We start from the raw sequence: 25479 nt of genomic DNA on the forward strand, positions 1-25479 counted from the left end.
AAATGGTTTTAAGCGCTACAATATAACTTAAAATAGAAGTGCTTATTAGCAATAGGGTGTAACAAGTGACACCCGTTTATGAAAAAATCGATTCAGTCTGAATTCGAGGTCACTTGTCTCCAGATAGCAAGCTTCGGGTCGGCATTATAGTAAGCGTGTGATACTTCTAATCTTACCTGCAGTTCCACCTTATTAGTGGATGGTGGTGTATCAATTCGTTACGTTTAAAGGTATTGATTATGTCTGACTACACTCGCATTGAAAAAGCCATGACCTATATGTCAGGGCATGTATCGAGCCAGCCGACCCTGGAAGACGTTGCTGCTCATGTTCATCTCAGTCCGTTCCACTTCCATCGGGTGTTTTGTAAATGGGCAGGCACCACACCGAAACGCTTCCTGCAGGCCCTCACGCTGGAGCGAAGCAAACGAATGCTGAAGGGAGAAAGCTCTCTTATGGATGTTTCCCTCAGCATGGGTTTAAGCGGAGGCTCCCGACTGTATGACCACTTTGTAAAGCTAGAAGCCGTAACGCCAGGTGAATACAAGAACGAAGGCCAGGGAGTTACTATCCAACACGGCGTAAATGAAACTCCTTTTGGTAAGATATTTGTCGCAATTACTCCACGGGGCGTATGCCGCATTGAGTTTTTGGGCTCCAGAGCTGTTGACGAGATACTTACTGATTTATGCAAAGACTGGCCCAAAGCCGCGCTCGTAAGCAACGAAAACGCGACGAACTATGTGGCTAACGTACTGTTTAGTCGGTTAAAAGACGGGCAGTCTAACCCCTTGTCATTGCACGTTATGGGTACTAATTTCCAAGTGGCCGTATGGCGAGCGTTATTGAGGATACCACCGGGAAAGCTGGCGAGCTATTCGCAAATTGCCAATGTACTCGATTGCCCAGGGGCATCTCGTGCAGTTGGTAATGCTGTTGGAGCTAATCCTGTTGCAATGCTAATTCCGTGTCACCGTGTTATTCAGAAAAGCGGCGCTTTAGGCGGGTATCGCTGGGGTTCTGCGAAGAAAGAGATGCTTCAGGCGTGGGAGCTGCTGTGCGAAAAGCCAATAGAAGTATAATTGCTGAAAAACTTTATTAGCCCCTACAAAAAAGCCCAGCAAATTACACTGGGCTCGGGATTGCGTAATTAATTACGCTTTTTTAGCAGGTGCATGCTCAGATTGCTTTTGGTCTTTTTGCTGACCGGGTGCTGCCTGCTTCTGTTCGCCTGGTTTGTTTGGCGTTTGTGAACCTTTATTTTTTTGCGTATCCATTGTCAACTCCTTAAAGAGTTTGTCAGCATCATTCAATTATGACGCTATTTAAAAGTATAGACGGCTCTTAGAGATATGTATGTCCATTACTGAAAATAACTTCGTATTTCTGCTTTTTCCTCGCAAGCATCTAACGATATCTCGACGGATAGCAGCCCCACGCATGCAATCCTCTGAATAACTTATTCTGTGGCAATCCCGAAGGCCTTGTTTTATTTCAAATGAACAATATAATCATTCTCATTTAGATTTAATAAAACCTAAAGGGGGAACTGTTTTGAATAAGTTTATCTTTACTGGAGCGGTGTTTTCGCTATTTAGCCCAGTCCTGTTTGCGCAGACAGCGGATGTTGAAAATAGCGATAAAGAAGAGAAACAAATAGAGCGAATTTCTGTCGTTGGCGCCGCCACAAACTTTAGTGTAACTGCAGACGACATAGAGCAGTTTCAGGCGAATGACCTTGCTGACATTTTCCGGGAATCTCCCTCGGTAAGCGTAGGTGGTTCTGTTGGTGTAGCCCAAAAGATTTATATTCGCGGCCTTGAAGATGCATACCTTAATGTGACGGTAGATGGTGCGCAGCAAACTTCCACCCTGTTTCACCATATTGGTCGCGTAACCCTGGACCCAGATTTACTCAAACAAATAGACGTACAGGCCGGCGCTGGCGAGGCGACCAGTGGCCCTGGAGCTATTGGCGGCTCAATACGCTTCAAGACAAAAGATGCTCAGGACTTACTGCACAATGACGAGCAGTTTGGCGGTCGTTTAAAAGCGAACTACTTCTCTAATGATGGCACGCGTTACAGCGGCACGTTATACGGGAAGCTTAATGACTCATTTGGTCTTTTAGGCTATTTCAGTACCGTTGACCGCAACACCATGGAAGACGGTGACGATAATAAAATATACGGTACAGCAGCAGACCAGGACCTCACCTTTTTAAAAGCAAGTGGTGACATTGCCAATAATCATTATGTGTCATTCAGTTTTGAGCAGCGCGATGAAGAAGGTGAATTCTCTGCTCGCCCGAACTGGGTTGTACCCGAAGGTTCGCCGCTTTATCCAAGCGCGGCTAAACGTGACACCTATGTCGCCAATTACCGGTTTGACCACAGTGACGCGGTGTACCTTAAAGCAACCGCTTACCAGACAAGCTCATCGTTTCGCGGTGGCCGTTTTGATTGGTTAGCTGAAATTGACACTCAGGGTTTTGATATTCGCAATACCAGCGAAACTCTCAACCACAGCTTTACTTACGGCGTCGATTACCGCAGTGATGAGGTAGAAAGTGGCCCTGCTGCCGGCCCGAAAGAAAACTCAGAAGAAAGCAGTGTATTAGGCGTTTACGCGCAAGCGCATAGTCATATTACAGCCGATCTTTTGTTTAGCTACGGCGTGCGCTATGACGACTATGAATTTCAGCAACAAATTCTGCTTGATGAGTATTCTGGCGAGCCTGTAACGGATACGCCGGCGAGCCTCGATGACAGTGAGCTTAGCTTTAACGCCGGTTTGTCGTATCAGTTGTCGCAGGCATGGAAGTTTGGATTAAGTTACGCCGAGGCCGCCAGAGGTAAAGAAATTGGCGATGGCTTTACTCTGGACGAATACCTTTACGACGGAAACGATATTCCCGTTGTCGCCGGTGATGTCGTACCGGAAACGGTTGAGAACATCGAAACCTCGATTGAGTACAGTGCTAATAATCTGAATGCAAAATTCAGTGTTTATCAGTCAACCATATATGACGTCATTTTCAGTGGTTTTGCAGGGAACTCTGTCTACAACAACATTGGTGACGTTGAGTCGACAGGTGTTGAATTTAACCTTGCGTATCGTTGGAACTCTCTGGACATGTACTTCGGCTTTTCCAGCGCAGACTCTGAGCTTTCTCCGCGCGACGGCTTGTACACTGAGAGTTATGATTCAATCGATTTGAACGCCTATGAGTTTAATGGTTTGGGTAACAGCCGTGGTAACACTATTGTTTTGGGTGCAGACTACTTTGTTACAAGCGACCTGAGCTTTGGCTTTAATGTGACTCGAGTAGATGACATTCATATTAAGACCCTGCATCAGGCGCTGGAGAATGGCTGGACCGACTTGCTGTATACTTTGAACAAGCCAAGTTATACCGTTGTTGATCTCTATAGCGCGTGGGATATTACTAACAACTTTTCGGTGAACATAGCGGTAACTAACCTGCTGGACGAGCAATACATAAACCATTCAAGTGTCGGCGACTACAGCGAAGTGTTCCCAACCGTGGTGGGGCCTTATGAGGCCGGTCGTGACATTCGCCTTTCTGCCACCTATGATTTTTAAAGCATTGCGTGCGTAAAGAGCCATTCGTCGGTTGATGCGTATAAAAGACTGATGAACAAACGACTCGTAAGCCCAGCAACTGTGTTGTTGGGCTTTTGTGCTTTTACGTAAGTCCATTTAAGAAGAGTGCGAACGCCAGATTCGAAAGCGCGTCACTATGTACCAGATAAGACCGCCGATAAACATAACCAGAGGTATCACATTGATTTCGTTACTTTGTTGAGATTCTTCTGAGGTTAAAAAGAACCAAAGCACACCCACGATAAGAATAACGAGCGATAACACACCTTGTATCTGCAAACTTTTCGATGTGTTCTCAGACGTAATCGCGCTGTTTTCGCCCGGTTGGTTCTCTTGCTCCGATTTTTCACTCTTCACAAAACCACAGGCAGGACAGCTATAGTTATTATCCAGTACCTGATCTTCACACTTTGGACATTTTTCAAATGCCATTGAGGTACCTCTCTGCTTTATTGATGAGTGTTCATTGTTGAGTGTAGTCAAAAACTTTTGTGTTTGTCATTTCCATTACGCTGATGACATCCGTTATAAGCTGTGCCACGTAATAGGATTTTATGTATTTAAGTATATTTCTGACAGCCTTTCTGGCCGCCACAATACTGCCTGCTCAGTCTGAGTTTGTGGTCGTGGCAGCCCAGCGCATGGATTACGATGTCTGGATAATCTGGTGGCTGGCCTCAATCGGTAATACGCTGGGGTCAGTGGTCAACTATGTTCTGGGTCGTTTTTTGGTACGGTATCAGGATCGCCGCTGGTTCCCGTTCAAACCCAAATCTTTAGCCCGTGGGCACCGCTGGTTTGAACGTTTTGGCAAATGGTCGCTGCTGATGGCCTGGGCACCCTTCATTGGCGATCCTCTTACGTTTATAGCCGGTATGCTGCGATTAACCTTCTGGCAATTTTTGATTCTGGTTTTCATCAGTAAAGCTGGCCGCTACGCTATTTTGTTGGGTATTACGCAGTTGTTTTAATAACTCTCATCGCACCATTACACCTACCGGATTCACTCTAAAACGGTGACCTGTTTTTTTTAATCTGTGAACACAGACGAAATTTTTCTTTAAAGCTATACTCAGGTTCGATAATACGAACATAAGGCTTTGCAATGGAGTTTATTGATTATTACGAAGTACTGGGTGTAGAGCCGACCGCCGATAGTAAAGCAATTAAAACCGCGTACCGCAAACTCGGCCGAAAGTATCATCCCGATGTAAGCAAGTTACCAGATGCAGCCGAGAATTTTAAGCGCGTAGCCCAAGCCTATGAAGTATTACATAGTGCTGAAAAGCGTGCTGAATATGATGCTTTGTGCGAGGCTCGCAAACGCGGTTATAACAATCAAAATAGGAAATCGAGCGCCAACTATCACACTAATAATAGTACGATGGGTAATCAGGACTTTACTGACTTCTTTAACTCAGTGTTTGGAGCAGCAGGTTCCCGCAGTCGCCAACAACATCGTCAGCAACCTTGGTATGAGGACGCCAACCAAGCCAAAGGAGCTGATGTTGAATTCGACTGGCCGGTTATGCTCGAAGACACCTTGGCCGACACGACCAAACAAATTGAGTTCGTTATTCCGGTTTATGACCAACAAGGTTACCAGCAGCAGGTAAAAAAATCGCTCAAAGTAAAAATTCCTGCTGGCGCACGAGATGGCGAACGTATTCGACTAAAAGGACAAGGTGCCCCGGCTTACGGTAACGCCCCAAGCGGCGATGCTTACTTAACCATCAAAATACTTCCGCATCCATTATTTGATGTGGAAGCCAATAATCTTTTGCTCACCTTACCGCTCGCGCCATGGGAAGCGGCATTAGGAACTAAAGTAGAGGTGCCGACGCTCTCTGGCAAAGTTCAACTAACCATTCCAGCTAACAGCCAGGCAGGTCAGCGCTTACGTGTAAAAGGCAAAGGCTTGGTCGGGAAGCTCTCAAATGGCGATTTGATTGCCACAATAAAGATTGTGATGCCATCCTCACTAAATGAAAACAGTAAGACCCTTTGGGCTCAGCTCGCGGACAGCGAAGCCTTTGACCCTCGTCGCGAATGGAGCGATAGATAATGACAACCTTACAACAAGTGTACTCACCCAATTTTCACCTGAGTTTCGAAGAGCTCTGTCTTTCTGCAAATGTCAGCGCCGAAACCATGCTTGAGCTGATTGAGCATGAGATTGCGGTACCAGTCACCGGAGAACACCCACGTCAGTGGATGTTTCATGTTACCTCTGTGATGACAGTAAAAAAGGCGGCGCGTCTCAACCGGGATCTAAATATAGACTGGGCCGATCTCTATTTAGTGCTAAACCTGCTTGATGAAATTGAGCAGATAAAAGCTGAGAACCACAGGTTGAAGCAACGGCTCAATAGAAAAATTTAGAAGAGCCGCCGGTAAATCAAACGTCTGGTCGGAGTCGATTACAGCACGTTAAAGCTTATCGAACTCGGATACTCAGAGTTGTGATAAATTTTATGAGTTGCCTTTGTAAAGTCGCTCTCTTTTGCATTAAAAATGTTTTCAACGTAATTCTGGGGGTTAATATCCAGAAACGGAAACATGCTGCTTTGTATTTGAATCTGCAGCTTATGCCCGCGTTTGAACGTATGTAAAACATCGTACAACTCAAACCCAACCTCCGTTGGTTGATTTGGAACGAATGCCTTAGGCTCACTCATACTGTCACGAAAACGCCCGCGTAACACGCCCCAACGCACAAGCTCATGGCGGTTCCCGCGCTCCATGTCAGCCTTATTGGTATTCTCATCAATGGAAGGAAAGACATCGACAAGCTTCACCACAATATCCGCCGCTGATTTATTGGTAGCGAACCATAGGTTAAGGTCGATGGCGCCGGCAATTGTTAAGTCCGATTCCAGCGTATCGGTCTCAAATACCAGAACGTCAGGTCTTCTCGCCGTAAAACGCTGATCTTCTACCATGTATGGTCTATCCCAGCCGCGACTGATTTCGGCAGAATGAGGAACCGGCTTGTTAGGATCACTTAGGTACTCGCTGCTACCCGTATTGTTTTCCTGCTCAACGATTTTTTCGTCATCCGCTAAATACAGGGTTTCTCTAGATGTATCCTTAGGCGGCCAAGCTTCAAAATGACGCCAGCGATTACTGCCGGTTTCGAACATGGTTGCCCTAGTCAGATTGGCTTCATCAGCACCTTTTAGGTGCTCTTTAAAAAATGGCAGCAACACATCTCTTTGAAACCAAGCACTGGTATCAAAACCAAAATGAGCCTCTCCAAGTTCAGTACCGCCCTGCTCGCTTTGCCATTGACCGTGATACCAGGGCCCCATGACCAGTTGAACATGATCCTTCTTATTGTTGTCTGACATGGTTTGATAGGTATAAAGCGGTCCGTAAAGGTCTTCTGTATCATACCAACCGCCAACAACTAGCGTGGCAGGCTTAGTGTTTGATAAGTGCTGTAAGACATTCCGCGCCTTCCAGTAATCGTCGTAATTTGGATGCTGAATAATCTCATTCCAAAATGGGCGTTCTCCGTTAAAGTACTTATCGTTTACATTGGAAAGTGGCCCAAGATTTTTGAAAAACTGATAGCCGTCTGGCGTTTCAGTTTTCATACCTTCAGGCCAGTAAGCGAAGGTGCCATCGCGCTGCTTATCGAAGGTATCAAAAAATATGAAAGCCATAGGCGTGACGAAAGCACCATTTCTATGAAAGTCATCAAAGAACCAATCAGCAATGGGAGCCTGAGGAGAAATTGCCTTAAGCGCAGGGTGACTGTTAATTGATGCCACCGACGTGTAGTAACCGGGGTAAGAGGTTCCCCACATACCCACTTTTCCGTTGTTACCCTTTATATTGTTTACGAGCCAATCAATCGTGTCGTACGTATCTGTGGCGTCATCCGTTGCGTTCTTTCCGCGAGTGTAGGCATCCTGCGGGCGCATGTTGACGAAATCCCCCTCCGACATGAACTTGCCGCGCACGTCCTGGAAGACAAAAATAAAACCGTCTTTTTCAAATGCTTCGCTCGGTCCCAAACGTTTTTTATACTCGTCTACCCCGTACGGTGCAACGCGATAAGGCGTTCGCTGCATCATAATAGGGTAAGATTTGCTGGTATCATTGGGTACGTAAACCGACGTGAATAACTTTACGCCATCGCGCATCGGGATTTGATATTCATATTTGGTGTAGTTAGCCCGGATATAGGCTTCCCTTTCATCCGCTACACTTTGTTTACTGAATGCGGAGTTCACCGTCAGCAAACATATAGCCAGCAAAAAGCTGCGTATAACAACCTTCATGTTCTGTCCCTTTTATTATTGAACCAACTCGTTTACCACCTCGAATGGATGCCGCGGATAGCCGTTTTCGACCTTTCTTTGTTATAAATCCAAAACCACTCAGTAGCAAGTTTTGTGTTTGTTCAAAGTTTTAGTTGTGGGAAGGCCGCCGAAGTCCCAAAAATTCTCTGTCTTCGCGTTAATATCGACTGCTACAGCCATCGTGTATTGGGGAGCCAGCTTTGAGCGCCACGGGACACGCCACCATGATTGGCAAGTATCCTTCTGGGTTAATGAAGGAACACTTCCAAATAACTTTTTAGATCGTTCATATCAGCAGTTTTTTCCTTGCTAGATCCAGAACGCCTTTGGTTATTTGTTCTCCTGTTTCCCGATAAAAGTGTTCGGGAGCATCAGCCCAGGTTTTATCAAGAGCACCCTGCAACTCCTCATTTATCGCACCAATTAATTCTTGAGCAATATCGGGGGAAAGGCCAGAAAATTTGGCATGATTAGGCCAATGCCGAGGTAAAATTTTATGCCAATGATAATGGGAGTTTTTACTTTTTACCCTCATTGCCATTTTAGCTTTTTTCGGCTGTATTTTACCCAGGGTTGGATACGCTGAAAGGACATCATAGATTGGCGTTAACCAATAACCCGAAGCGTCCAAATAAACACTGAAATTCTTTGCATGACCATCAATAGCACACAGTAACCAGAATACGTATTGACTCAAAAAAAACACTTGCTGATCTTTTAAACCTTGCTGACTTGTTGCGAGCAGATCCGATATTTCAAAAGCGCCCGGGCCTCCTTTATCTTCATACTTCGATTGCCCGGCTCTGCCCAGAGCCTGGCACATATCTTCCTGGCTTATCCTTAAAATTTGACCATCTTCATCCGTATGTCTATCAAAACGTTCGACAACAAGTACCTTTTGCTCACCAAAAACTTCTATCTCAGCGTGCGCTACATCAAACCCTAAATGATGCATAAAGCGTAAACAAAACCATTCATTGTCGACACTTTGCTCCATATTTATGCCACTAGGTAACTCTCCCATAGCCATTTTAAAAATATGGGTTGTAGGAGTGTTACCTATCGGTTGATGCCACTGACCACGGTGATAGGTTAATGCTGTTTTTTCCTGAGCTCCTGCAATAGAAATACGAAAAGTATCGTCATCCCCCATTCCGAGGGTATGCCCGGTAACCGCATGATTTAAAATCTCATTGATTTCATTCTCATCGACCGGGTTCATCTGCATAGATGGTTCTGGAGGTATTTCCGTTAAGGAAAGAGATAACGCTCCCACACAGTCACGCCCGATAGCTGATAGCAAATCCATAGTGTCTGTTGAGTAAGCGCCGATTCTATCAACAATTTGCTGACGAACTTCTTCATTATCTGGCAACAAATTATCAAAAAAATAACGAACGCGCTCGCCTGTATGTCGTTTAGATGTCATTGGCAGTGACAAGCTTATCGAATGCGCATATTCTGCTCCCAACCATTCATCATCATAAATAAACTCGAAGGTGCCACTTTTCCGCCTTACGGTTCCTACTTTTATTCCATTAATCCCGCAATGTAATTCTCGTGTAGCCTTGCGCCTTGGCATGACGAATCTTCCTTTTACTTTTTAGGTGGTGATTTTCGAATCACAATAGGCCTACGATTGCTCTTAAGCGCATCAAGAGGCCGATGCTTGGTTTGCGGGAGATTTTCATCCACAGACGCTTTCCTGACCCTATTTAAGACTTCATAACCGTCATCTGCGGAATTAGAAATATCGAACCGAATGTTCAAAGCAGCCATTACTTTCATTAAGTTAGCGAAAGTAATGGATGATGTTTTGGTCTCAACACGGGATATAAAACGCTGATCTTTACCAATCCGTTTGCCTAATTCCATTTGGCTATAACCAGCTTCCTGTCGCCGTTGTGCTATATATTTACCCAAGGAACCGGGAGTGGTGATTCGCATTTTAATTCCTTATATAGAATATAGGCATTTATACTAAATAGAGAATATAAAAATTTAGTTTATATATGGAATATAGTCAAATAATGCATATATGGATTATCTCGTAACTAAACCCACTGAATTGAGTGCATCCACAAGTCTGTTATAAGCTCTCCGATGTCTTTCCTCACTCATTTCTCCAAGATTTTTCAGCTTCCACCTAACCGCCGGTAGCCGATCAACACCATCAAGTCCGAGTAATGACCAATCCGGTTTGCGTGATTTAAACGTCAAAAGAAACGACCTCTCCTCGTCAGTAAATGCCGCATGCATGAGTTTTACAATTTTCCCACGCGCAGCCACAAGCTCCGCGAATGGGACATCGATGTCCGCCATCGATTTAAACTCCCCCTCATAAAGTTCGGAAATATCTTTGAAATGAGGTCGTAATAACTCCGAAATAGGACGGGGGTGGCTGACAATATAAACAAGTAACGCTTTACGAATATCATCAGTGAAGCCTTCGTTATCCAGAAGTAGTTTTACGTCAAACAAATCTCTGGGGTGCTGCCGGTCGAGCGCGGCGCAAATCTTACCAGCATAGAGATCGGCGAAATTAACCACGGAAATTTCTGCGAAGCCAAATTCATTTTCCACCGCTTCAGTAACACTCAAGGTTGTCGGTTTGTAGACAGTTCCTCGAAGTACGGGTGACAGTTCTATCTTTATCTGAACCTTTGTACCGCGAACCTCACGCTCCACCAATAAACGGAGCGCGTCTTTTTTGACTTCAAATGGGCGTATGACAGTCACATTCTGAATTTCGGCTGTGAGCTTTTTACCTATTTTCTCCAGGTGACTAGTGATCGTATTAAGTGCTTCATCTCGATCCATCATAGGTAGAAAAACGAGATCAATATCAACCGACAGTCGCGGAAAGTCTCTGACAAATAGGTTAATCGCTGTGCCGCCTTTGAGCGCAAAGCAGTCATGAGCCGCAACAAATGGTAACACCTGCATAAGCAACTGAACCTGCCGATAATAAATGCTATTTCTATCCATGATAATTTACATCTCCTTGGGTACCGTGATCTGCCATTTGCTTTCCAGGCGACCATTTACCGCGATAGCTCTTTTACCTGAGCCTAGATCGTAGTCTGTTGACACTAAACGTTTAAACCAGGGCTGTTGATTGCGCTCCGCTAGCCAAAAGAATAGCCGTTTTACTTTGACATTAAGGCAGTTTTTTAGCAGCGTATCTAACTTCCGGGGTGATAAGTTATGCAACCCCTGAAGCAGCGCATCAGCATGCTCAAAACTGATATGTTTAGGTACCTCGTTGAGCACTTCCAGATAAGCTTTTTCAACACAAGAATACGTTATTTCCGGCAAACCTTTTGACCATTCATAAGGACGGAGAACGCGCTGGTCGCGCATGAGTGATTCTGGCCACAATCGCTTCGTTCCATGCCATTCGAAAGTAGCTTCCACACCAATTTTATCAACCCATACAGGCAGCTTCTCAGGACAATATAGACCAATCGTAGGTTTTCCACTTTGATTTACGTAATGGCTTACACCATTTAACTCTAGAGCTGTCAGGCCCCCCACATTGACTGCGAACGTAGCTATTCGCTGCAATGAAGCCACAACACCTTGCCAGGTTGGGTAAGCTTCTTCGCGATAATAGACCCCGGGCGTAGCAACGATTAAAGCTCCTCGTCGGACGGAGTTGTCGATATAGTGCAAACTCAAGCCCTGCTCTTGTAGCCAACGCTTTGTTGCTATCATACCGAGAGGAAGTTTTTGCTTTAGCGTTTTGCCCGCTTCATGATTTAACATGTGATGCTCTTTTGGTTTGCAATATACTTTATACACGTTAATTATTGACGTGTATAATGAATTAGTCAAACTGAAGGCACAGGAAAATCGTAAACCTGTGGTTAGCTTCTCTTGACCACTACAGTTAGTGTCGCCCGTCTGTCGTGTATATTTCGTGACCGACACCGACGTTGTTGCTTCATCATTGAGCCTGAATACAGATACCAGGAGAATTTGAATGATTAAAAAATTGAGAGAACGTAAAAATTGGTCTCAAGAACAATTAGCGATAATGTCAGGCTTGAGTGTAAGAACAATTCAACGTATAGAAAGCGGCAATAAAGCAAGTATGGAATCTCTTAAATCACTGGCCTCTGTATTCGAAGTTGATGTGTCGAAGCTAACGGAGGAAATTACTGTGATTGATAAAGAATCTAAATACTGGAAGCAACAACCGGTCTGGTTCAAATTAAGTTTGTTTGGCGTCAATAGAAGAAATAAACTCGTTTGGGTCGAGTACTTAAGCGTGTTACTGGGACTGGCAACCTGGATTATGCATCCAGACATTTTTGCGACGCCTGCTTTTTTCTTAGCTGCTTACTTAATAAGTAAATTGGTAAACAGAGCAGATAGCCGGAAAGTTTGGTAAAGAATAATAGGCAAAGACCTGTTGAAAAAGAACCGTTATACGTAAAGGGAGTTAAACATGTTCTGGCAAGTATCCTTCTGGATTTTAGTTGGGATACTCGTTCTGTCGTTGCCGACTCGGGCATTACTGATGGTTTATAACCCCGTAGCGCCACGGCCGATTCGCAAGTGCCCGAGCTCGGCAACAGCCTGGCTTACTCCGAATCCGCTCCCATAATTTCATAGCCAGATGGCGCTAAGTCGAACATTTCAGGGTCTATCGCTTCATTAAATGCCACATCTGCCTCAAAAACAAAATACGGTCCATCCATTGTCTCTACTCTTATACGAATAGGTAATTCAGTCTTAGGATCGACCCATAAAGTCAATCTCATGTTTTCAGGCTCCACTGTAAAGACAGTCGTTTCTATTCCATCGATAACTACACCTGGTTCACTCTTCACTTCACCGTCGTAATTTAAAATTTTCGTGTGCCAATCAAGTAACTCATTTTCCAGCGCCTCTTTCGCGTTTTGACCAGGCGTAAAATTAATAGGCATGGCAACTTTGCGTTCAGGGAAGAGTATTAACCCCTTACCAAGTTTAGTATCCATCACGTTCACTACTGAAGGTGCACCTTCAATGTCTGGAAGCGGTGTGTTGACCACCCTAATTTTACTGGGCGATTGGTAAAAAACCTCTACTGTCATAATAACTTGGTCATCCGACTGCATTTGTCCTGTGTACACCATACTGGTGATTTCGCTTAACTTCTTGACCACCGATGCAAATGCAGGTTTGCTCACCGACGTGGTGATAATCAACACAGCGGTTAGCACCAAAGCGGCAGCCGTTCCAGCAAAGCCAAATCGCTTTGGTTGTGAGGCGGTTTTTAACCAACTCCAAAGACGAATCATACCGTTGCCGGGTTCTTCTTCATCTACAGGGTTGTCTTGTGCATCAATGGCAGCGTGAAGTCGGGACTGCATTGCTATATCGTCATGTTCCGAAGGCTTTTGTCCCTTAACTTTATTAAGCATAGTCTGAATAGAATCGTGATTAGTGTTCATGACGAGCTCCTAAATATTCTGATTTACCTACGATACTGGAGAGTTTTAGCTGTGAGCGATGCAGGGATACGCCGACTGAATTGCTAGAGACATGCATTAATTCGGCGATTTCTTGGTAAGAGTATCCTTCGACATGACGCAGGCAATATATGTGAGCGTCTTGCTCTGTCAATTGCAAAAGGGCTTGTTTGAACAGTATCAAATCACGGTCTCGTAAAACTTGGTTCAAAGGGTGCCTTGATGTATCACTTTCATTTTCAGGCACGCTTTCCAAGTCGTCTTCCGCTAATCTTTTATTACGACGTAGATAATCAATCGCTGTGGTAACTGCCATAGACTTTAAATAAGCAGGCCAGTTTTTCACCTCGTTCATGCTTTTAAGAGATTTTTTAAACAGTTTAATAAATACGTCTTGAGTCACATCCTCTGCAAGGTGTGTATCGCTTAACAGTCGATATGCGCAGTGAAAGACTAGCCTCCCGTGTTGCAGTGCCAAGTCAGATATTTTCGCTTTGTGTTGCTGCAATGTCATTCTCCAAAAACACATCTCGACTTAAAGACGATCCAGTTGTCGAAAATATTACCGTTTTTTTAATTCTTTCAGAGCAGCATATGTTAATTGTGCTTTGTTGACAGTTAGGAAAGCAATGAAGGGTAAAACGCCCTACTAAAATAACAAAGTTATCGTAAGCGTGTAGTCGGAGATAATTTGGGACACAGAATGGACACAAGAGAAATTGAGTTAATAGTTACTATCAATGCGAGAACTTCAAAAGATGGCGCGCCCGACAGGAGTCGAACCTGTGACCTCCGCCTCCGGAGTAAATAGCGACTGGCTGACGTTAAATGGTGAGAGAAGTTACTAACCGTGCAGGCCACGTTCTATAGGGATCTCAGGAATATTTTAACGAGGCCATTTAGCCAGATGTTTTAGCGTTTTATCTCCAACCCCTGCAAAACTTGCCACAAAAGGGTATGGAAAAAAGGATAGTTAGCCAGATAACCACTACCCTAAATTATGCGTCGATTAGCAATCACCGTGGTTTAAATATTAACTAAAACGCCTATAATTTGGTAGGAGCAAGTGCTCTTGAAAGGGAGCTAAACCTCCCTATGCAGTTTCTGCCTCTGTGTATTATCTTCATTGGACTCTCGGTACTGATGTTAACTTATGCTGTAACTTTGGGAATTTAAATCTACCGGGCGCTTCTTAGCAGCGCCTGGATTCTACCCACTCAGTTTTTACAAGATAAATTCTGGGTTCCTCATTGCCATTAGGCTCGAGACACATCGCTACATGGAGAGAACTCGAGGCCAGTATTGCTAAGGCTGACAAGTTAAGTATCAAGACTAATGCCGTGTACGGCATAAAGCGACCAACCAATCGCCCAGGGACTCAAGCCCGGGACTTTTAGCGGTACTGGAAGGGTAAACAAAATAGAAACTGTCATCGGTTTGAATACTGTGAAACGGCAATTCAAACAAACTTTCTTCACGCTCTTGCTCGGTTGTCATAAACTCATTTAACAGCGCAATTCCCTGTCCGTATTTAGCCGCCTCGGCAGCAAGTAATAAATGACTAAAGTGGTGAACCCTAGCGCTCACAGGTAACCGAAGGTTGGCTTTTTTAAACCAACGCTGCCAGTCGGTTCCCGGTTCGCCGCTGGCAAATGCGCTTATCGCTGACAGTAATGGATATTGAATGAGGTCACCCGCACTTTCGAGCCGATGAGCCTCAGCCCATAATGCTTTTGAACAATAGGGCTTTAACGTTTCATCATACAAATGGTAGCGCTGATAACCCATGCCTGGCGGCTGTGTTGTAATAAAGCAGTCAGCCCACTGGGTATCAAAATTACCATCCTGAGTCAGCATTTGCAGCGTCAATTCCACATTAGGATAGCGTTGTCGGAACTCATCGAGGGCCGGTATCAGCCACTTTACCGCTAACGAACCATGCACCGCCAGCTTTACCTGCCGGGTATCATATTGCCTGACGTTTGCAGTCGCCCCTTCAATCGCGTTAATTGCTCCAGCAACTTCATTAAAATAGTTCTCGCCGACTGCTGTTAACAAAATTTTGCGGCCCCGCCGAACAAAGAGATCATCACCCAAATATCCTTCAAGTAGTGCCACCTGATGACTCACGGCACTTTGTGACACATGTAAGCGCTCTGCTGCCAGGGAAAAGCTCTCGCAACGCGCAACTTCAACAAAATAATGGATGGAGCGAAGCGGAAGGCTCATTATCTAAAAACCTCATGTGAAAATTAGTTAATATCATTATATTTAATAAAAAGAGCCACGTAAAATGCCCTCATCGCTAACAGTTTAAAGAGGAGAACAAAGGTGGATCGCTCATTGCTCATGGCTATTATTATGTTGGTCTTAGGAAATAACATCGTTATTCTCTCAGATTCTTTGATTAAGCTACTGGATGGTTTTGAGGCACCTTTTCAATTTGTTTTATACCGTCAAATAAGTGCCACGCTGATGCTTTTACCGTTTATGTTGCTTTTTAAGCGCCCATTATTGCCTAAGAATATACGTTGGCATGCCACTCGCGCTCATATTTTTTTACTCGGTACGGTGTTTATGGTGATATCATTAACCACTTTACCGCTAGCGACTGCGAATGCCATATTTTATGCGGCGCCTATTATCACGGTTGTATTAGCCCGCATGTTTTTTAAAGAGCGTGTCACACGCTTATCTTTGATTACTGCAGTCTTAGGCATGGTTGGCGTATTGGTAATTGTGAACCCCTCCTCTACAAACATTTTTGCGTTGGCGGCCCTGGTGGTTGCTACAACCCTGGCGCTCAATAATCTGCTAGTAAAAAAGCTTCCGGCTGAACACAGTATTCTGGACACGCTTTACTTAACTAACCTATTGGGTATTCCTTTAGCTTCTGCAATGGCATGGTTTGAAGGTGCCAGTTTTGATGTCAGTACTTTTTTAATTTCAGTGGGCTCCAGTTTGTTTGCGATGATTTATGCCGGTACCTGCGTTTTTGCTTATCGAGCCGCAGAAAGCAACAAAGTCACCAGCGCCGAGTATACAGGCCTTATTGGGGCGGTAATACTGGGGATTGTGTTTTTTACCGAAACCCCTGACGCAAGGTTTTATATAGGTTCAGTCCTTATCATTGCACCACTCACCGTTTTAACTCTGCGGAACTCTAATAGATCGGCTTAAAGTCGGAAGTCTGGCCTTAAATTACTCTTTGCTCAGCCGGTGGCGGCGTGAAGCCGAACCATCCTCTAAAAAGCTTTCAAGGGATCAAGTAACCCCCGTGACGAAGAAATGGCGCGGCTTAAACGCGAGAATTCCCGGCTTAAAAAGGAACGGGATTTTTGCGAGAAGCGGCAACGTTCTTCGCAAAAGACTCGTTCTGAGATATCAGGCGATAGAGCGTTGCCGAGATAAGTTTCCGATACGCTTAATGTGTCGATGTCTGAAAATGTCACCCAACGGATATTACGCCTGGGCAGCACAGCCTCCCAGTGCCCGGGACGTCGAAAATCAGCGGATACTGACGCGCATTAAGGAGATCCACGAGGACAGTGGTGGTGTAATTGGCGCACCACGTATGCATGAAGATCTGTCTATTGAAGGTGAACGAGTGAGTCTGAATCGTGTGGCCCGCTTAATGGCCGTTAATGGCTTTCAGGGCTGGACTCATAAGAAAGGACGAGGCCGAAAGCGACCGGCCGCCAGACCCGCTGGCCTTAAAGATCACCTGGCACGTGACTTCACAGCAACAGAGCCTGAAACTAAATGGCGAAGTCAAAACCACCGAAGGTAAACCGTTTCTGTGCGTTGTGCTCGACTTGTACAGCAAACTGATAGTGGGCTGGTCTATGCATCATCGGCAGGATCGTTACATGGTTGTTCGCGCAGTGGAAATGGCCGTCTGGCAACGAACAGGCAATCAGCCTGTGATTTTACATTCGGATAGCGGTTCTCAATTTACCAGCGGTGATTATCAGCGTGCTCTCAAATTTAATAACCTGATCAGCAGCATGAGCGCAGTCGGTAACTGCAGCGACAACGCCGGCTGTGAAGGATTTTTTGGGATACTGAAGCGTGAAAGAGTGAATTATCGCCATTATCGAACAAGGGATAAAGCTCGTTCAGATATTTTTGATTATATTGAGCGGTTTCATAATCCAAGAATGCGTCGTAGACTGGCAAAACAAGATCAGCAGTTTAGCGCGATTTTAAACCGTCCGTGATAACGAAGTAGAACCCCAACTGGAAGGCGCATGGAATTACTAAAGGTAAGGGGCTTTCCGTAAACCAACGAATTGAGAGCGACATCAAAGCGCTTTGGTCTGTCATCAGAAGTAAACTTGAGCAGGCTGTTGATGACGGCATACTAAAGTAAACCAGCTAAACCGGGGGTGAAGGTTTCAAATGTCTGAAAAATTCATGCTGGAAGCTTTGAATATTTCCAAACAAGCACTTCCCCACTGTGAACCGAATCCTCCTGTCGGATGTGTGCTGGTTAAAGATGGCGAAGTAATATCCAAAGGCTTTACGCAGGCCATTGGTGGAAGTCATGCAGAAGTAGAGGCTTTAAATGCTCATTCAGGAGACCTAAGCGGCGTTACTGCATACGTCACTTTAGAGCCTTGTTCTTTTGTCGGCCGGACTGCTGCTTGCGCAAGCACACTTCTCGCTTCGGGCATCAAGCATGTGATTATCGCAATGCTCGACCCAGACATCAGAAACAATGGTAAAGGCGCAGAGATACTAACGGCGGGAGGCGTAAAAGTTGAGGTCGGCCTGTGTGCTGAACTGGTAGCACAATTCCTTTCCCCCTATTTAGCAAAATCATAAATAGTTTCGCTAAAAACCAGAAAGCTATGGTTTAACAAGGATTAGGTTATAACTACACGAATTTTCAGTCTTTCCAGCCCCTTAAACTCGATTAAAGGTTGAGCACTTCTGTTTACTGGGCAAGAACCGACTACGCTCCAATATTGAATGTAAATATTATGGGCAAAACTACTGCAGAAAAGGACGCTCTTGAATCAGTAGATCCCGGAATAGTAGGTGAAATAATAGGGAAGTGGGATGCCAAAAACGGTTTGGAGACAACGATGTATTTGTATAGCGAAAACGGAAAGCATTATATTGCCCAAGTATTCGGGCCAGGTGAAATTAGCAAGCATGAAGTAACATTAAGCGATATAAAACACGGAACAAAAATTGAGAATGTTGAAGAAAACACGTTTGGCGAATATTTCGTTATGAACGACTCAGGCTGGTTATAGTTCTGGAGCGATAACGGAAATTACTACACAGCTCCACCTGCTAAATAAAGCATGTAGTGAGCCGATTACTTTTTCTCTGGAGGAGTTCGTTTTATTATTAGATTAGGCAAAGGTCAAAATTTACATCCGCTAATTTGTCACCCGCAACCGCGGCCACAATCTGGACACAGAATGGACACAGCCCTGATCCAGCGCCAAATCAGCCACAATAGCTAACGGTCACGCCGAAAAATCAGCAAAGAAAAGAATTTAGAGTAGATACGAAAGGAGGAAAATCTCTGCAGGCTAGGGAAATGGCGCGCCCGACAGGAGTCGAACCTGTGACCTCCGCCTCCGGAGTAAATAGCGACTGGCTGACGTTAAATGGTGAGAGAAGGTACCAACCGTGCAGGCCACGTCTTATAGGGGTCTTAGGGATATTTTAACGAGGCCATTTAGCCAGATAACGCACCTGTTAAAATCAAGGTACCGCCAGAACTCTGCAAAACTTGGCACAAAGGGGTATGGAAAAAAGGATAGTTAGCCAGACGATCGGCTACTGAACTTCCTGTATAAATCAGGTGTTTTTGGTTAAAATCCTGCTCCTTTTTCCCGCTTTAGGTAATCTGCCATGGCACTCAGTGAATTCGAAATTAAGAAATGTGAGAAAGAACTTGAAGCGTTCATGGCGATACGAAGACCGCCCGTGCACATACGACCAGAGCTTGACCTTGCTTACCGAATTGAAAATCAGAGTATTGAGATTTTCGAGATCAGACCGCAATGGCAAAATCCTTCCGAAACCATGGAACTGCCGGTAGCAAAAACAACCTTTGTGAAAACGCAAAACTGCTGGAAAGTGTATTGGCAGCGTGCTGACTTAAAGTGGCATGCATACGAACCATCCCCTAAGGTTAAGCAACTTCGTGAGTTTTTAAAACTTGTGACTGATGACCAGCACGCTTGTTTTTTTGGTTGACCTTAATCTGGTGCATTACGCTGACTGGGTGATTGCTTAAAATCACTGATGAGCTGATGAGGATCCTGTGCGTCACGTTGTTTGAGGCTTGCCTCACACCACCAACGCAACTGCAAAAAAGTACGATTGAAGTAACTATCCCAACGGTCTGCATCGCTAACAGATTCGAGATAATCGCCACTTTCATCAAATACCTCTTGAGCTTTCGGAAAATGAAGCATGGCCGAAACCGGCAAACAACCAAGCTCGCTTAAAAATGCTCTCATACTAATAGCTGCCCGAGCGCCGCCCCATTGACCAGCTGAATAGGTTACGATAGCACTGGGTTTGTAAGAAAATAATGACGCACCAAAGTGATTAAGAAGATTCGCTAATGCTGGGCTCATAGAATGATTATATTCAGGGCTGACCATTACATAAGCATCGGCTGTTTCGATTTTATCTGCAAGCTGGCTTAATTGCTCTGGGGCAGATTGACTTGAATACGCAAAGTGCGGTTTAAAAACCGGATCGAGTTCAATATCCAGCGGGTCAATAATCTCAACGTTCATGTCTGGAAAGTTTGCTTGTAACACACGCTGACAAGCTAAAGCCACTCGCTCGCCCAGTCGCGCTGGTTTTGGTGGGGTACTTTGTCGAACACTGCCAAGAAAAATAAGTAATTTCATAATTTATCCATTTGCATTGTGTTTCATAAGGTTGCCTTCGCTATCTAATATTTGCTCACCATCTTCTTTAAAATAGGGCCCGGGAGGCCACTCATCGAGTAGTGTTAGCACCGCTTCACTGGGTCGGCAAAGCTTAACGCCTTTCGGGGTGCAAACGATGGGGCGATTCACTAGTATCGGATGTTTAAGCATTCCGGACACTAGCTCGTCGTCACCAACGTTTTCATCAAGTAAGCCAAGCGCTTCTGCTGGCGACTTAGTCACCCGCAAAGCTTGTCGCGGCGTTAAGTCAGCGGCCGCAAATAGCGCCAAGAGCTGAGGTTTGCTCCATCCTTCGTGCAAGTAGTCGACCACAATGGGTGAGTAACCTGCATCCTTGATAATCTGCAACACATTTCTGGATGTGCCGCAATCGGGATTGTGGTGAATAACGATCATGGTAACCTCAACTCTGAAAGTGGTGGCGGGTTTTATTCGCGATTCGAACAAGGGCCAGCATCAGCGGGACTTCCACCAAAACACCAACCACAGTGGCTAACGCCGCACCGGATTGTAAGCCAAACAGCGCAATCGCTACCGCGACCGCTAGCTCGAAGAAATTGCTGGCACCAATCATGCCGGCAGGCGCTGCAACATTATGCGGAACTTTCCATTTTTTCGCCCAGCCGTAGGCGATAAAGAAAATCAGGAAGGTTTGAATGATTAACGGGATCGCAATCAACAGGATATGCAACGGGTTGGCAATAATCACATCACCCTGAAATGCAAACAGCAACACTAAGGTCGCAATTAATCCTATAGGTGTAACGCGAGAAATGCGCTTCATAAAAACGTTTTTAAACCACTGATTACCTCGACGTATAATCAACACCTGGCGCACGAAAACCGCTGCAGCCAATGGAATCACGATATAAAGCACGACCGACAAAATAACCGTGTCCCAGGGTACTTGAATATTAGAAACACCAAGCAACAGCACCACAATAGGCGCGAAAGCCACCAGCATGATGAGGTCATTAATCGCAACCTGAACCAAGGTGTAAGCAGCGTCACCCCGCGTGAGATAACTCCAAACGAATACCATAGCTGTACAGGGCGCTGCACCTAACAAAATGGCACCCGCCAAATATTGGCTTGCAGTTTCAGTGGCTAGAAAAGGTTCAAACACCACCATGAAGAAGAACCAGGCAATCGCGAACATGGTGAACGGCTTAATTAGCCAGTTTACTGTGGTGGTGATGACAAGACCTTTGGGTTGCCGGCGCACATTTTTGATTGAGGTAAAGTCAATTTGCAACATCATCGGGAAAATCATGGCCCAAATTAAAATCGCAACAGGAATCGACACCTGAGCATATTCAAACCGTGAAAGTGTTTCGGGAATAGTTGGAGCGAACTGCCCGATTAGCACGCCAGCAACAATGGCCAGTGCCACCCATAACGATAAGTAGCGTTCAAATAAGCCCATGCCCTCGGACGCAGACGGTGTTTTCAAAGCTTTAGTCATTACCAACTCCCTAAATTGAACGCAGATTTACGCGTTGGCTTAACGCATCGGCACTTTCAACACGCTCAGAATACCGGTCAACAAGCAGTGACTGGTTATCGCGCAACAGCAGCGTGAACTTCATCAATTCCTCTAAAACATCGACGATGCGATTGTAATAGGGTGAAGGTTTCATACGATCATTGTCGTCAAACTCAAGATAAGCTTTGGCGACCGATGATTGATTCGGAATGGTGAACATGCGCATCCAGCGGCCCAGCACGCGCAGCTGATTCACAACATTGAACGATTGGGAACCACCACAAACCTGCATAACCGCAAGGGTTTTCCCCTGCGTTGGGCGAACACTTCCTATGCTCAATGGCACCCAGTCCAACTGGGTTTTAAAGATACCAGTCATGGCGCCATGCCGCTCGGGTGAGCACCAAACCTGACCTTCAGACCAGGTCATCAGGTCACGCAGCTCTTGTACCTTTGGGTGCTTCTCGTCTTCCGTGTCCGGCTGAGGTAACCCTTCAGGATTAAAAATTCGCACCTCGGCTCCCATGAGGGTCAACAGTCGAGCGCTCTCCTCAATCACTAAACGGCTGAATGAACGTTTACGAAGCGATCCATATAACAAGAGGATACGCGGTGGATGCACAGATGCGGATGCTGAAAAGTTGGGCCGAATCGGTGTCTGAATTCGTTCAGCGTTTAAATTTGGCGTATCTAGTTGCTCGTTCATTGGCTCTGTCCATTTACCGCTGTGTCAGAAGATATTTGGAAAAGCTCGCTGAAACTCAGTTCTGTTGTTGTCGAGCGTCGATTTAATGACGGCACGGGCCCAATTCGGAAGCTCAGGCGACAATTGGTAGTACATCCATTTCCCCCGACGCTCACTTGTAACGAGCCCACACTTTCGCAACTGCCCTAAGTACTGGGAGGCTTTTGGTTGGTCAACGCGAAGCGCGTCTGTGATTTCGCAAACGCAAGCCTCTCCGGCCTCATGGATTAGGCAAAGGCAGGTCAGCCGATTGATATCAGAGAGGCATTTGTAAAACTTAATAATATCCATACACAACACATTCATTAATTAATATATGTAGATTATTGCATGTATTGGTTTGGTATTCAACAATCGGTATGGTTCTAAAAGTCATGTGCACGAAGGGCGGCAACTCGAAGTCGCATGCTTGTTTCTTTGGTTGAGCATCAATCTACTCCTAACTGTTTAAAAATTTAAATTATTGGGTACTAATAGCTCCTTAATATAAAATAATATAAACTCACAGTTAATTTGGTTTATAAATTATAGTAGGTTGGCACTATGAGTACCGAATCACCATCTAAATTAAACAAGCTACTCAGAGCCCAACCCGCCGGGGTTGTGCTTTGCTCTGCCTGGCTTGCTGATAATGGTTACAGCAACGACCTGCAAAAGCGTTATAAGAACAGTCAGTGGTTTGAATCTGTCGGTACGGGTGCATTAATCCGCTTCGGCGATCAGGTCGATTATCTGGGGGCTGTATATGCACTGCAAACCCAACTGGGTCTATCCGTCCATCCAGGGGGTAAGACTGCTTTGGCGTTGCAGGGCAAATCACATTATTTAGAGCTCTCTCCAAAACATGCGCAACTGTTTGGCGACCAGGGTGAGCATTTACCGCTTTGGTTTAAAAAACGGGATTGGGGCGTGAACATAAAATGCACGCTCACCAATTTCCTACCGCCGGAGCTTGGTTTGATCGAACTATCGCATAAGCAATTTAAAGTGAAGGTATCCGACCCTGCACGCGCAATCATGGAATGTTTATACCTCGCACCAAAGTCACAATCATTAACGGAGCTGTTCGAGTTAATGGAGGGGCTGAACAACCTACGACCGGCATCCGTGCAAAAACTGCTTGAGGCTTGCAATTCAATCAAGGTCAAACGTCTATTCCTTTATATGGCCGACAAAGCAAACCATGACTGGGTACGTTACCTCAATTTAGACAACGTGGACCTGGGCTCTGGTAAGCGCTCGATAGTAGCTGATGGCGTTTATGTAGCGAAGTATCAAATCACCGTACCGAAAGCGCTGGAGTCAATGGCATGAATGAAGCTTATAGAAGACAGGTGAAGCTGCTTCTGAATGTGTTGCCAAAAATCGCGAAAGAGCATTGTTTTGCAATGCATGGCGGTACGGCCATCAATTTGTTTTTGCAGAACATGCCAAGATTGTTCGTAGACATCGACTTAACCTACGTCGAAATAGCTGAGCGAGCTGAAACATTGGATGCCATCAATGCCGCACTTTTGCGCACAAAAGGACGCATAGAAAACTTGCGCTATAACGTATAATGCTGGCAACAAAATAAGCGCGCTGCACCACGCACAATTTTTCGCCATGCACAAAGTATTTCAATATCTCTCGCTTCATCTCTTTTGTCGAATCCAACCTAACGCTCGTCCAACTGTCTTAGAAAGGCGTGTTAGATTTATTTCACTTAGATACCGATCTCAACAAAAGCAAAAAGTGGCTGGAAATCGCCAGCATCAGCGGCGCGAAGGGCGGCAATATAATTTTCACGACGTTTATTGTCAGCTTGCAGATCGAAGCCACTTGCCCATGCAATGGGTGGATGGTCGTATGCTTCTTCAAGCATAATGTCAGTTGCAATACGTGCGTGTCGTCCGTTGCCGTTAGGAAACAGATGGATCTGTACCAACCTATGATGAAAACGAGCAGCCGCTTCCAAAGGCGAAAACGTCTGATGCTCCGCCCAAAAGCTCGCGTTGTCGAGCAGCATGCGTAACTGCACTGAAATTTGAAGTGGATCTATACCGATGTTTTTTTCCGTAAGTCGATACTCACCTGCCCATGACCAAACATCTCCGAAAAGCTTTTTGTGTAAAGTCCTTATAAAACCATCATCAAAGACTGAACCGCCCCGCCTGCGAGATATCCAGGTAAGGCCCTGCTCGATATTGGCTTGCTCCAATTCATCTAGCTCTCCTCGAGTCGCAACATGTTTAAACTTTAGGCCCCGTATTTCATCGGGGTCAAGCGGAGTTGCTCCATCCGGCTCTTCAAACATTATTTAACTTCCCAGAAGTCAGCGGGCATATCCCGGATGAGTTCATTTGCGAGATCATCAATACGCTGCGCCGTTTGCTTGCTCGTCAAGGATTGTTTCTCCAATGCCATATGGGCACTAGCTCGTTTAATATGGTCTTCTGCTTTGCGACGCGCCTGCTTCTGGATAATATCTGAGACTGCTCCGTTCTCAGGCACAATGGCATAAACGAAACGCCCACCCATTGCCTCGGCAAACTTTTGCATCTGTTTGATTGTAATGGCTCCATCAGTCTCGTTGCGCTCAGCTTGATAGATGGCATTACGGCTAACCCCTGCCCGAATTGCAACTTGTGCCCCAGACATACCCAAAGCCTTTCGTAGCACTAAAAGCCACCCTTCTTGGGGTTTTCTTACAGATGCAAGCTGCTTCGCAGCGCTATTTACTATCTGCACGTATTGTTTTTTTACTGTGTTTTTAACACTCATTGCATATTATCTCATTGACTAAAACTCATATATTGAATATTGAATAATATGCAAATAATTCTATATTGTCAATCAATTGATATACTTTATGGTGGATGATTCTCGGTCTATTTCACGCTATGGCAAGAAAATGTTTAGCTGGTAAGTGGCGATG

The 25479-nt window shown here is 45.2% G+C and carries 29 protein-coding genes and 1 pseudogene; 13 read left to right on the forward strand and 17 right to left on the reverse strand.

The genetic code is table 11. The annotated features are described in order from the left end of the window. The first annotated feature begins 239 nt into the window (after positions 1-239). Positions 240-1082, forward strand: coding sequence for a bifunctional transcriptional activator/DNA repair enzyme AdaA (locus RJ32_RS03775; RefSeq protein ID WP_034819192.1), 843 nt, complete (start codon positions 240-242; stop codon positions 1080-1082). A 72-nt stretch (positions 1083-1154) separates the two neighbouring features. Here the strand turns inward: RJ32_RS03775 and RJ32_RS15340 are convergent, their stop codons facing one another. Then, on the reverse strand, positions 1155-1277 hold the full coding sequence (locus tag RJ32_RS15340; protein ID WP_255801540.1) for a hypothetical protein: 123 nt from the start codon (positions 1275-1277) through the stop codon (positions 1155-1157). Between the two features lie 277 nt (positions 1278-1554). On the opposite strand from RJ32_RS15340, the gene RJ32_RS03780 reads away from it, so the two are divergent. Continuing rightward, on the forward strand, positions 1555-3606 hold the full coding sequence (locus RJ32_RS03780) for a TonB-dependent receptor (RefSeq protein WP_034819195.1): 2052 nt from the start codon (positions 1555-1557) through the stop codon (positions 3604-3606). A 117-nt stretch (positions 3607-3723) separates the two neighbouring features. On the opposite strand, the gene RJ32_RS03785 is transcribed toward RJ32_RS03780, so the two are convergent. After that, entirely contained in the window at positions 3724-4059 is a 336-nt protein-coding gene (locus RJ32_RS03785; protein WP_011233331.1) for a zinc ribbon domain-containing protein, read from the reverse strand. Positions 4060-4181: 122 nt separating this feature from the next. On the opposite strand from RJ32_RS03785, the gene RJ32_RS03790 reads away from it, so the two are divergent. The 3 genes from RJ32_RS03790 (at position 4182) to RJ32_RS03800 (ending at position 6009) form a co-directional block, all read left to right on the forward strand. Then, positions 4182-4598, forward strand: a complete 417-nt coding sequence (locus RJ32_RS03790; RefSeq protein WP_011233330.1) for a YqaA family protein — start codon at positions 4182-4184, stop codon at positions 4596-4598. A 134-nt stretch (positions 4599-4732) separates the two neighbouring features. After that, positions 4733-5692, forward strand: coding sequence for a DnaJ C-terminal domain-containing protein (locus RJ32_RS03795; RefSeq protein WP_034819197.1), 960 nt, complete (start codon positions 4733-4735; stop codon positions 5690-5692). Next, entirely contained in the window at positions 5692-6009 is a 318-nt protein-coding gene (locus tag RJ32_RS03800) for a chaperone modulator CbpM (protein ID WP_034819199.1), read from the forward strand. Before RJ32_RS03795 ends, RJ32_RS03800 begins: the two co-directional genes overlap by 1 nt. Positions 6010-6047: 38 nt before the next feature. Here the strand turns inward: RJ32_RS03800 and RJ32_RS03805 are convergent, their stop codons facing one another. The 5 genes from RJ32_RS03805 to RJ32_RS03825 form a co-directional block, all read right to left on the reverse strand. Next, positions 6048-7916, reverse strand: coding sequence for a CocE/NonD family hydrolase (locus tag RJ32_RS03805; protein WP_034819201.1), 1869 nt, complete (start codon positions 7914-7916; stop codon positions 6048-6050). A 307-nt stretch (positions 7917-8223) separates the two neighbouring features. Next, positions 8224-9519, reverse strand: a complete 1296-nt coding sequence (locus RJ32_RS03810) for a type II toxin-antitoxin system HipA family toxin (protein ID WP_034819203.1) — start codon at positions 9517-9519, stop codon at positions 8224-8226. A 14-nt stretch (positions 9520-9533) separates the two neighbouring features. Beyond that, positions 9534-9884: a helix-turn-helix domain-containing protein gene (locus RJ32_RS03815; protein WP_034819205.1), complete on the reverse strand. Its 351-nt coding sequence runs from the start codon at positions 9882-9884 to the stop codon at positions 9534-9536. Between the two features lie 96 nt (positions 9885-9980). Continuing rightward, entirely contained in the window at positions 9981-10925 is a 945-nt protein-coding gene (locus RJ32_RS03820) for a nucleotidyl transferase AbiEii/AbiGii toxin family protein (RefSeq protein ID WP_034819207.1), read from the reverse strand. Positions 10926-10931: 6 nt separating this feature from the next. Further along, positions 10932-11705 (reverse strand): type IV toxin-antitoxin system AbiEi family antitoxin domain-containing protein, encoded by a 774-nt coding sequence (locus RJ32_RS03825; RefSeq protein ID WP_034819209.1) that lies wholly within the window; start codon positions 11703-11705, stop codon positions 10932-10934. A gap of 217 nt (positions 11706-11922) precedes the next feature. On the opposite strand from RJ32_RS03825, the gene RJ32_RS03830 reads away from it, so the two are divergent. Continuing rightward, the gene (locus tag RJ32_RS03830; RefSeq protein WP_034819211.1) at positions 11923-12333 is read left to right on the forward strand and encodes a helix-turn-helix domain-containing protein; all 411 of its coding nucleotides are present in this window, start codon (positions 11923-11925) and stop codon (positions 12331-12333) included. 193 nt (positions 12334-12526) lie between these two features. Here the strand turns inward: RJ32_RS03830 and RJ32_RS03835 are convergent, their stop codons facing one another. The 3 genes from RJ32_RS03835 to RJ32_RS03845 all read right to left on the reverse strand — a co-directional run bounded on the left by RJ32_RS03835 (position 12527) and on the right by RJ32_RS03845 (position 15628). Then, complete coding sequence (locus RJ32_RS03835; protein WP_011233319.1) at positions 12527-13381, reverse strand: hypothetical protein; 855 nt, start codon at positions 13379-13381, stop codon at positions 12527-12529. Then, complete coding sequence (locus RJ32_RS03840) at positions 13371-13913, reverse strand: RNA polymerase sigma factor (RefSeq protein ID WP_011233318.1); 543 nt, start codon at positions 13911-13913, stop codon at positions 13371-13373. The genes RJ32_RS03835 and RJ32_RS03840 overlap by 11 nt, the downstream gene beginning before the upstream one ends. Before the next feature lie 818 nt (positions 13914-14731). Further along, complete coding sequence (locus RJ32_RS03845; RefSeq protein WP_011233317.1) at positions 14732-15628, reverse strand: LysR substrate-binding domain-containing protein; 897 nt, start codon at positions 15626-15628, stop codon at positions 14732-14734. Positions 15629-15730: 102 nt separating this feature from the next. Between RJ32_RS03845 and RJ32_RS03850 the strand changes: the two genes are divergently transcribed. From RJ32_RS03850 to RJ32_RS03870, 5 genes and pseudogenes are all read left to right on the forward strand, one after another. Then, positions 15731-16579 carry a DMT family transporter gene (locus RJ32_RS03850; protein ID WP_011233316.1) on the forward strand — a complete coding sequence of 283 codons (849 nt, stop codon included), beginning with the start codon at positions 15731-15733 and terminating at the stop codon, positions 16577-16579. 19 nt (positions 16580-16598) lie between these two features. Continuing rightward, positions 16599-17619 (forward strand): annotated as a pseudogene (locus RJ32_RS14475) (IS3 family transposase); the annotation flags it as partial. Between the two features lie 181 nt (positions 17620-17800). Next, complete coding sequence (locus RJ32_RS03860; protein WP_011233313.1) at positions 17801-18226, forward strand: bifunctional diaminohydroxyphosphoribosylaminopyrimidine deaminase/5-amino-6-(5-phosphoribosylamino)uracil reductase RibD; 426 nt, start codon at positions 17801-17803, stop codon at positions 18224-18226. Between the two features lie 158 nt (positions 18227-18384). After that, positions 18385-18663, forward strand: coding sequence for a hypothetical protein (locus RJ32_RS03865; RefSeq protein WP_011233312.1), 279 nt, complete (start codon positions 18385-18387; stop codon positions 18661-18663). 610 nt (positions 18664-19273) lie between these two features. Continuing rightward, on the forward strand, positions 19274-19621 hold the full coding sequence (locus RJ32_RS03870; RefSeq protein ID WP_034819214.1) for a DUF3024 domain-containing protein: 348 nt from the start codon (positions 19274-19276) through the stop codon (positions 19619-19621). Between the two features lie 2 nt (positions 19622-19623). Here RJ32_RS03870 and RJ32_RS03875 read toward each other — a convergent pair whose 3' ends face one another. From RJ32_RS03875 to RJ32_RS03895, 5 genes are read right to left on the reverse strand one after another with little or no spacing between them, the layout of a single operon-like run. Beyond that, positions 19624-20289: an NADPH-dependent FMN reductase gene (locus RJ32_RS03875; RefSeq protein WP_034819216.1), complete on the reverse strand. Its 666-nt coding sequence runs from the start codon at positions 20287-20289 to the stop codon at positions 19624-19626. A gap of 3 nt (positions 20290-20292) precedes the next feature. Beyond that, positions 20293-20727 carry an arsenate reductase family protein gene (locus tag RJ32_RS03880; RefSeq protein WP_034819218.1) on the reverse strand — a complete coding sequence of 145 codons (435 nt, stop codon included), beginning with the start codon at positions 20725-20727 and terminating at the stop codon, positions 20293-20295. 7 nt (positions 20728-20734) lie between these two features. Beyond that, positions 20735-21796: an ACR3 family arsenite efflux transporter gene (arsB, locus tag RJ32_RS03885; protein ID WP_034819220.1), complete on the reverse strand. Its 1062-nt coding sequence runs from the start codon at positions 21794-21796 to the stop codon at positions 20735-20737. Positions 21797-21806: 10 nt separating this feature from the next. Continuing rightward, positions 21807-22523, reverse strand: coding sequence for an arsenical resistance protein ArsH (arsH, locus tag RJ32_RS03890; protein ID WP_034819221.1), 717 nt, complete (start codon positions 22521-22523; stop codon positions 21807-21809). A gap of 24 nt (positions 22524-22547) precedes the next feature. After that, on the reverse strand, positions 22548-22868 hold the full coding sequence (locus RJ32_RS03895; protein WP_051018724.1) for a metalloregulator ArsR/SmtB family transcription factor: 321 nt from the start codon (positions 22866-22868) through the stop codon (positions 22548-22550). 237 nt (positions 22869-23105) lie between these two features. On the opposite strand from RJ32_RS03895, the gene RJ32_RS03900 reads away from it, so the two are divergent. Further along, a complete protein-coding gene (locus RJ32_RS03900) occupies positions 23106-23876 on the forward strand; it encodes a type IV toxin-antitoxin system AbiEi family antitoxin (RefSeq protein ID WP_034819223.1) in 771 nt (256 codons plus the stop codon). Further along, a complete protein-coding gene (locus RJ32_RS03905; RefSeq protein ID WP_034819224.1) occupies positions 23873-24121 on the forward strand; it encodes a nucleotidyl transferase AbiEii/AbiGii toxin family protein in 249 nt (82 codons plus the stop codon). The genes RJ32_RS03900 and RJ32_RS03905 overlap by 4 nt, the downstream gene beginning before the upstream one ends. Before the next feature lie 146 nt (positions 24122-24267). On the opposite strand, the gene RJ32_RS03910 is transcribed toward RJ32_RS03905, so the two are convergent. Together RJ32_RS03910 and RJ32_RS03915 are read right to left on the reverse strand one after the other, a co-directional pair. Then, positions 24268-24858, reverse strand: a complete 591-nt coding sequence (locus tag RJ32_RS03910; RefSeq protein ID WP_034819225.1) for a mobile mystery protein B — start codon at positions 24856-24858, stop codon at positions 24268-24270. Then, positions 24858-25325 (reverse strand): mobile mystery protein A, encoded by a 468-nt coding sequence (locus RJ32_RS03915; RefSeq protein WP_034819226.1) that lies wholly within the window; start codon positions 25323-25325, stop codon positions 24858-24860. The genes RJ32_RS03910 and RJ32_RS03915 overlap by 1 nt, the downstream gene beginning before the upstream one ends. Between the last annotated feature and the right edge of the window lie 154 nt (positions 25326-25479).

The organism is Idiomarina sp. 28-8, assembly GCF_000320945.2.
GTDB classification, from domain to species: domain Bacteria; phylum Pseudomonadota; class Gammaproteobacteria; order Enterobacterales; family Alteromonadaceae; genus Idiomarina; species Idiomarina loihiensis.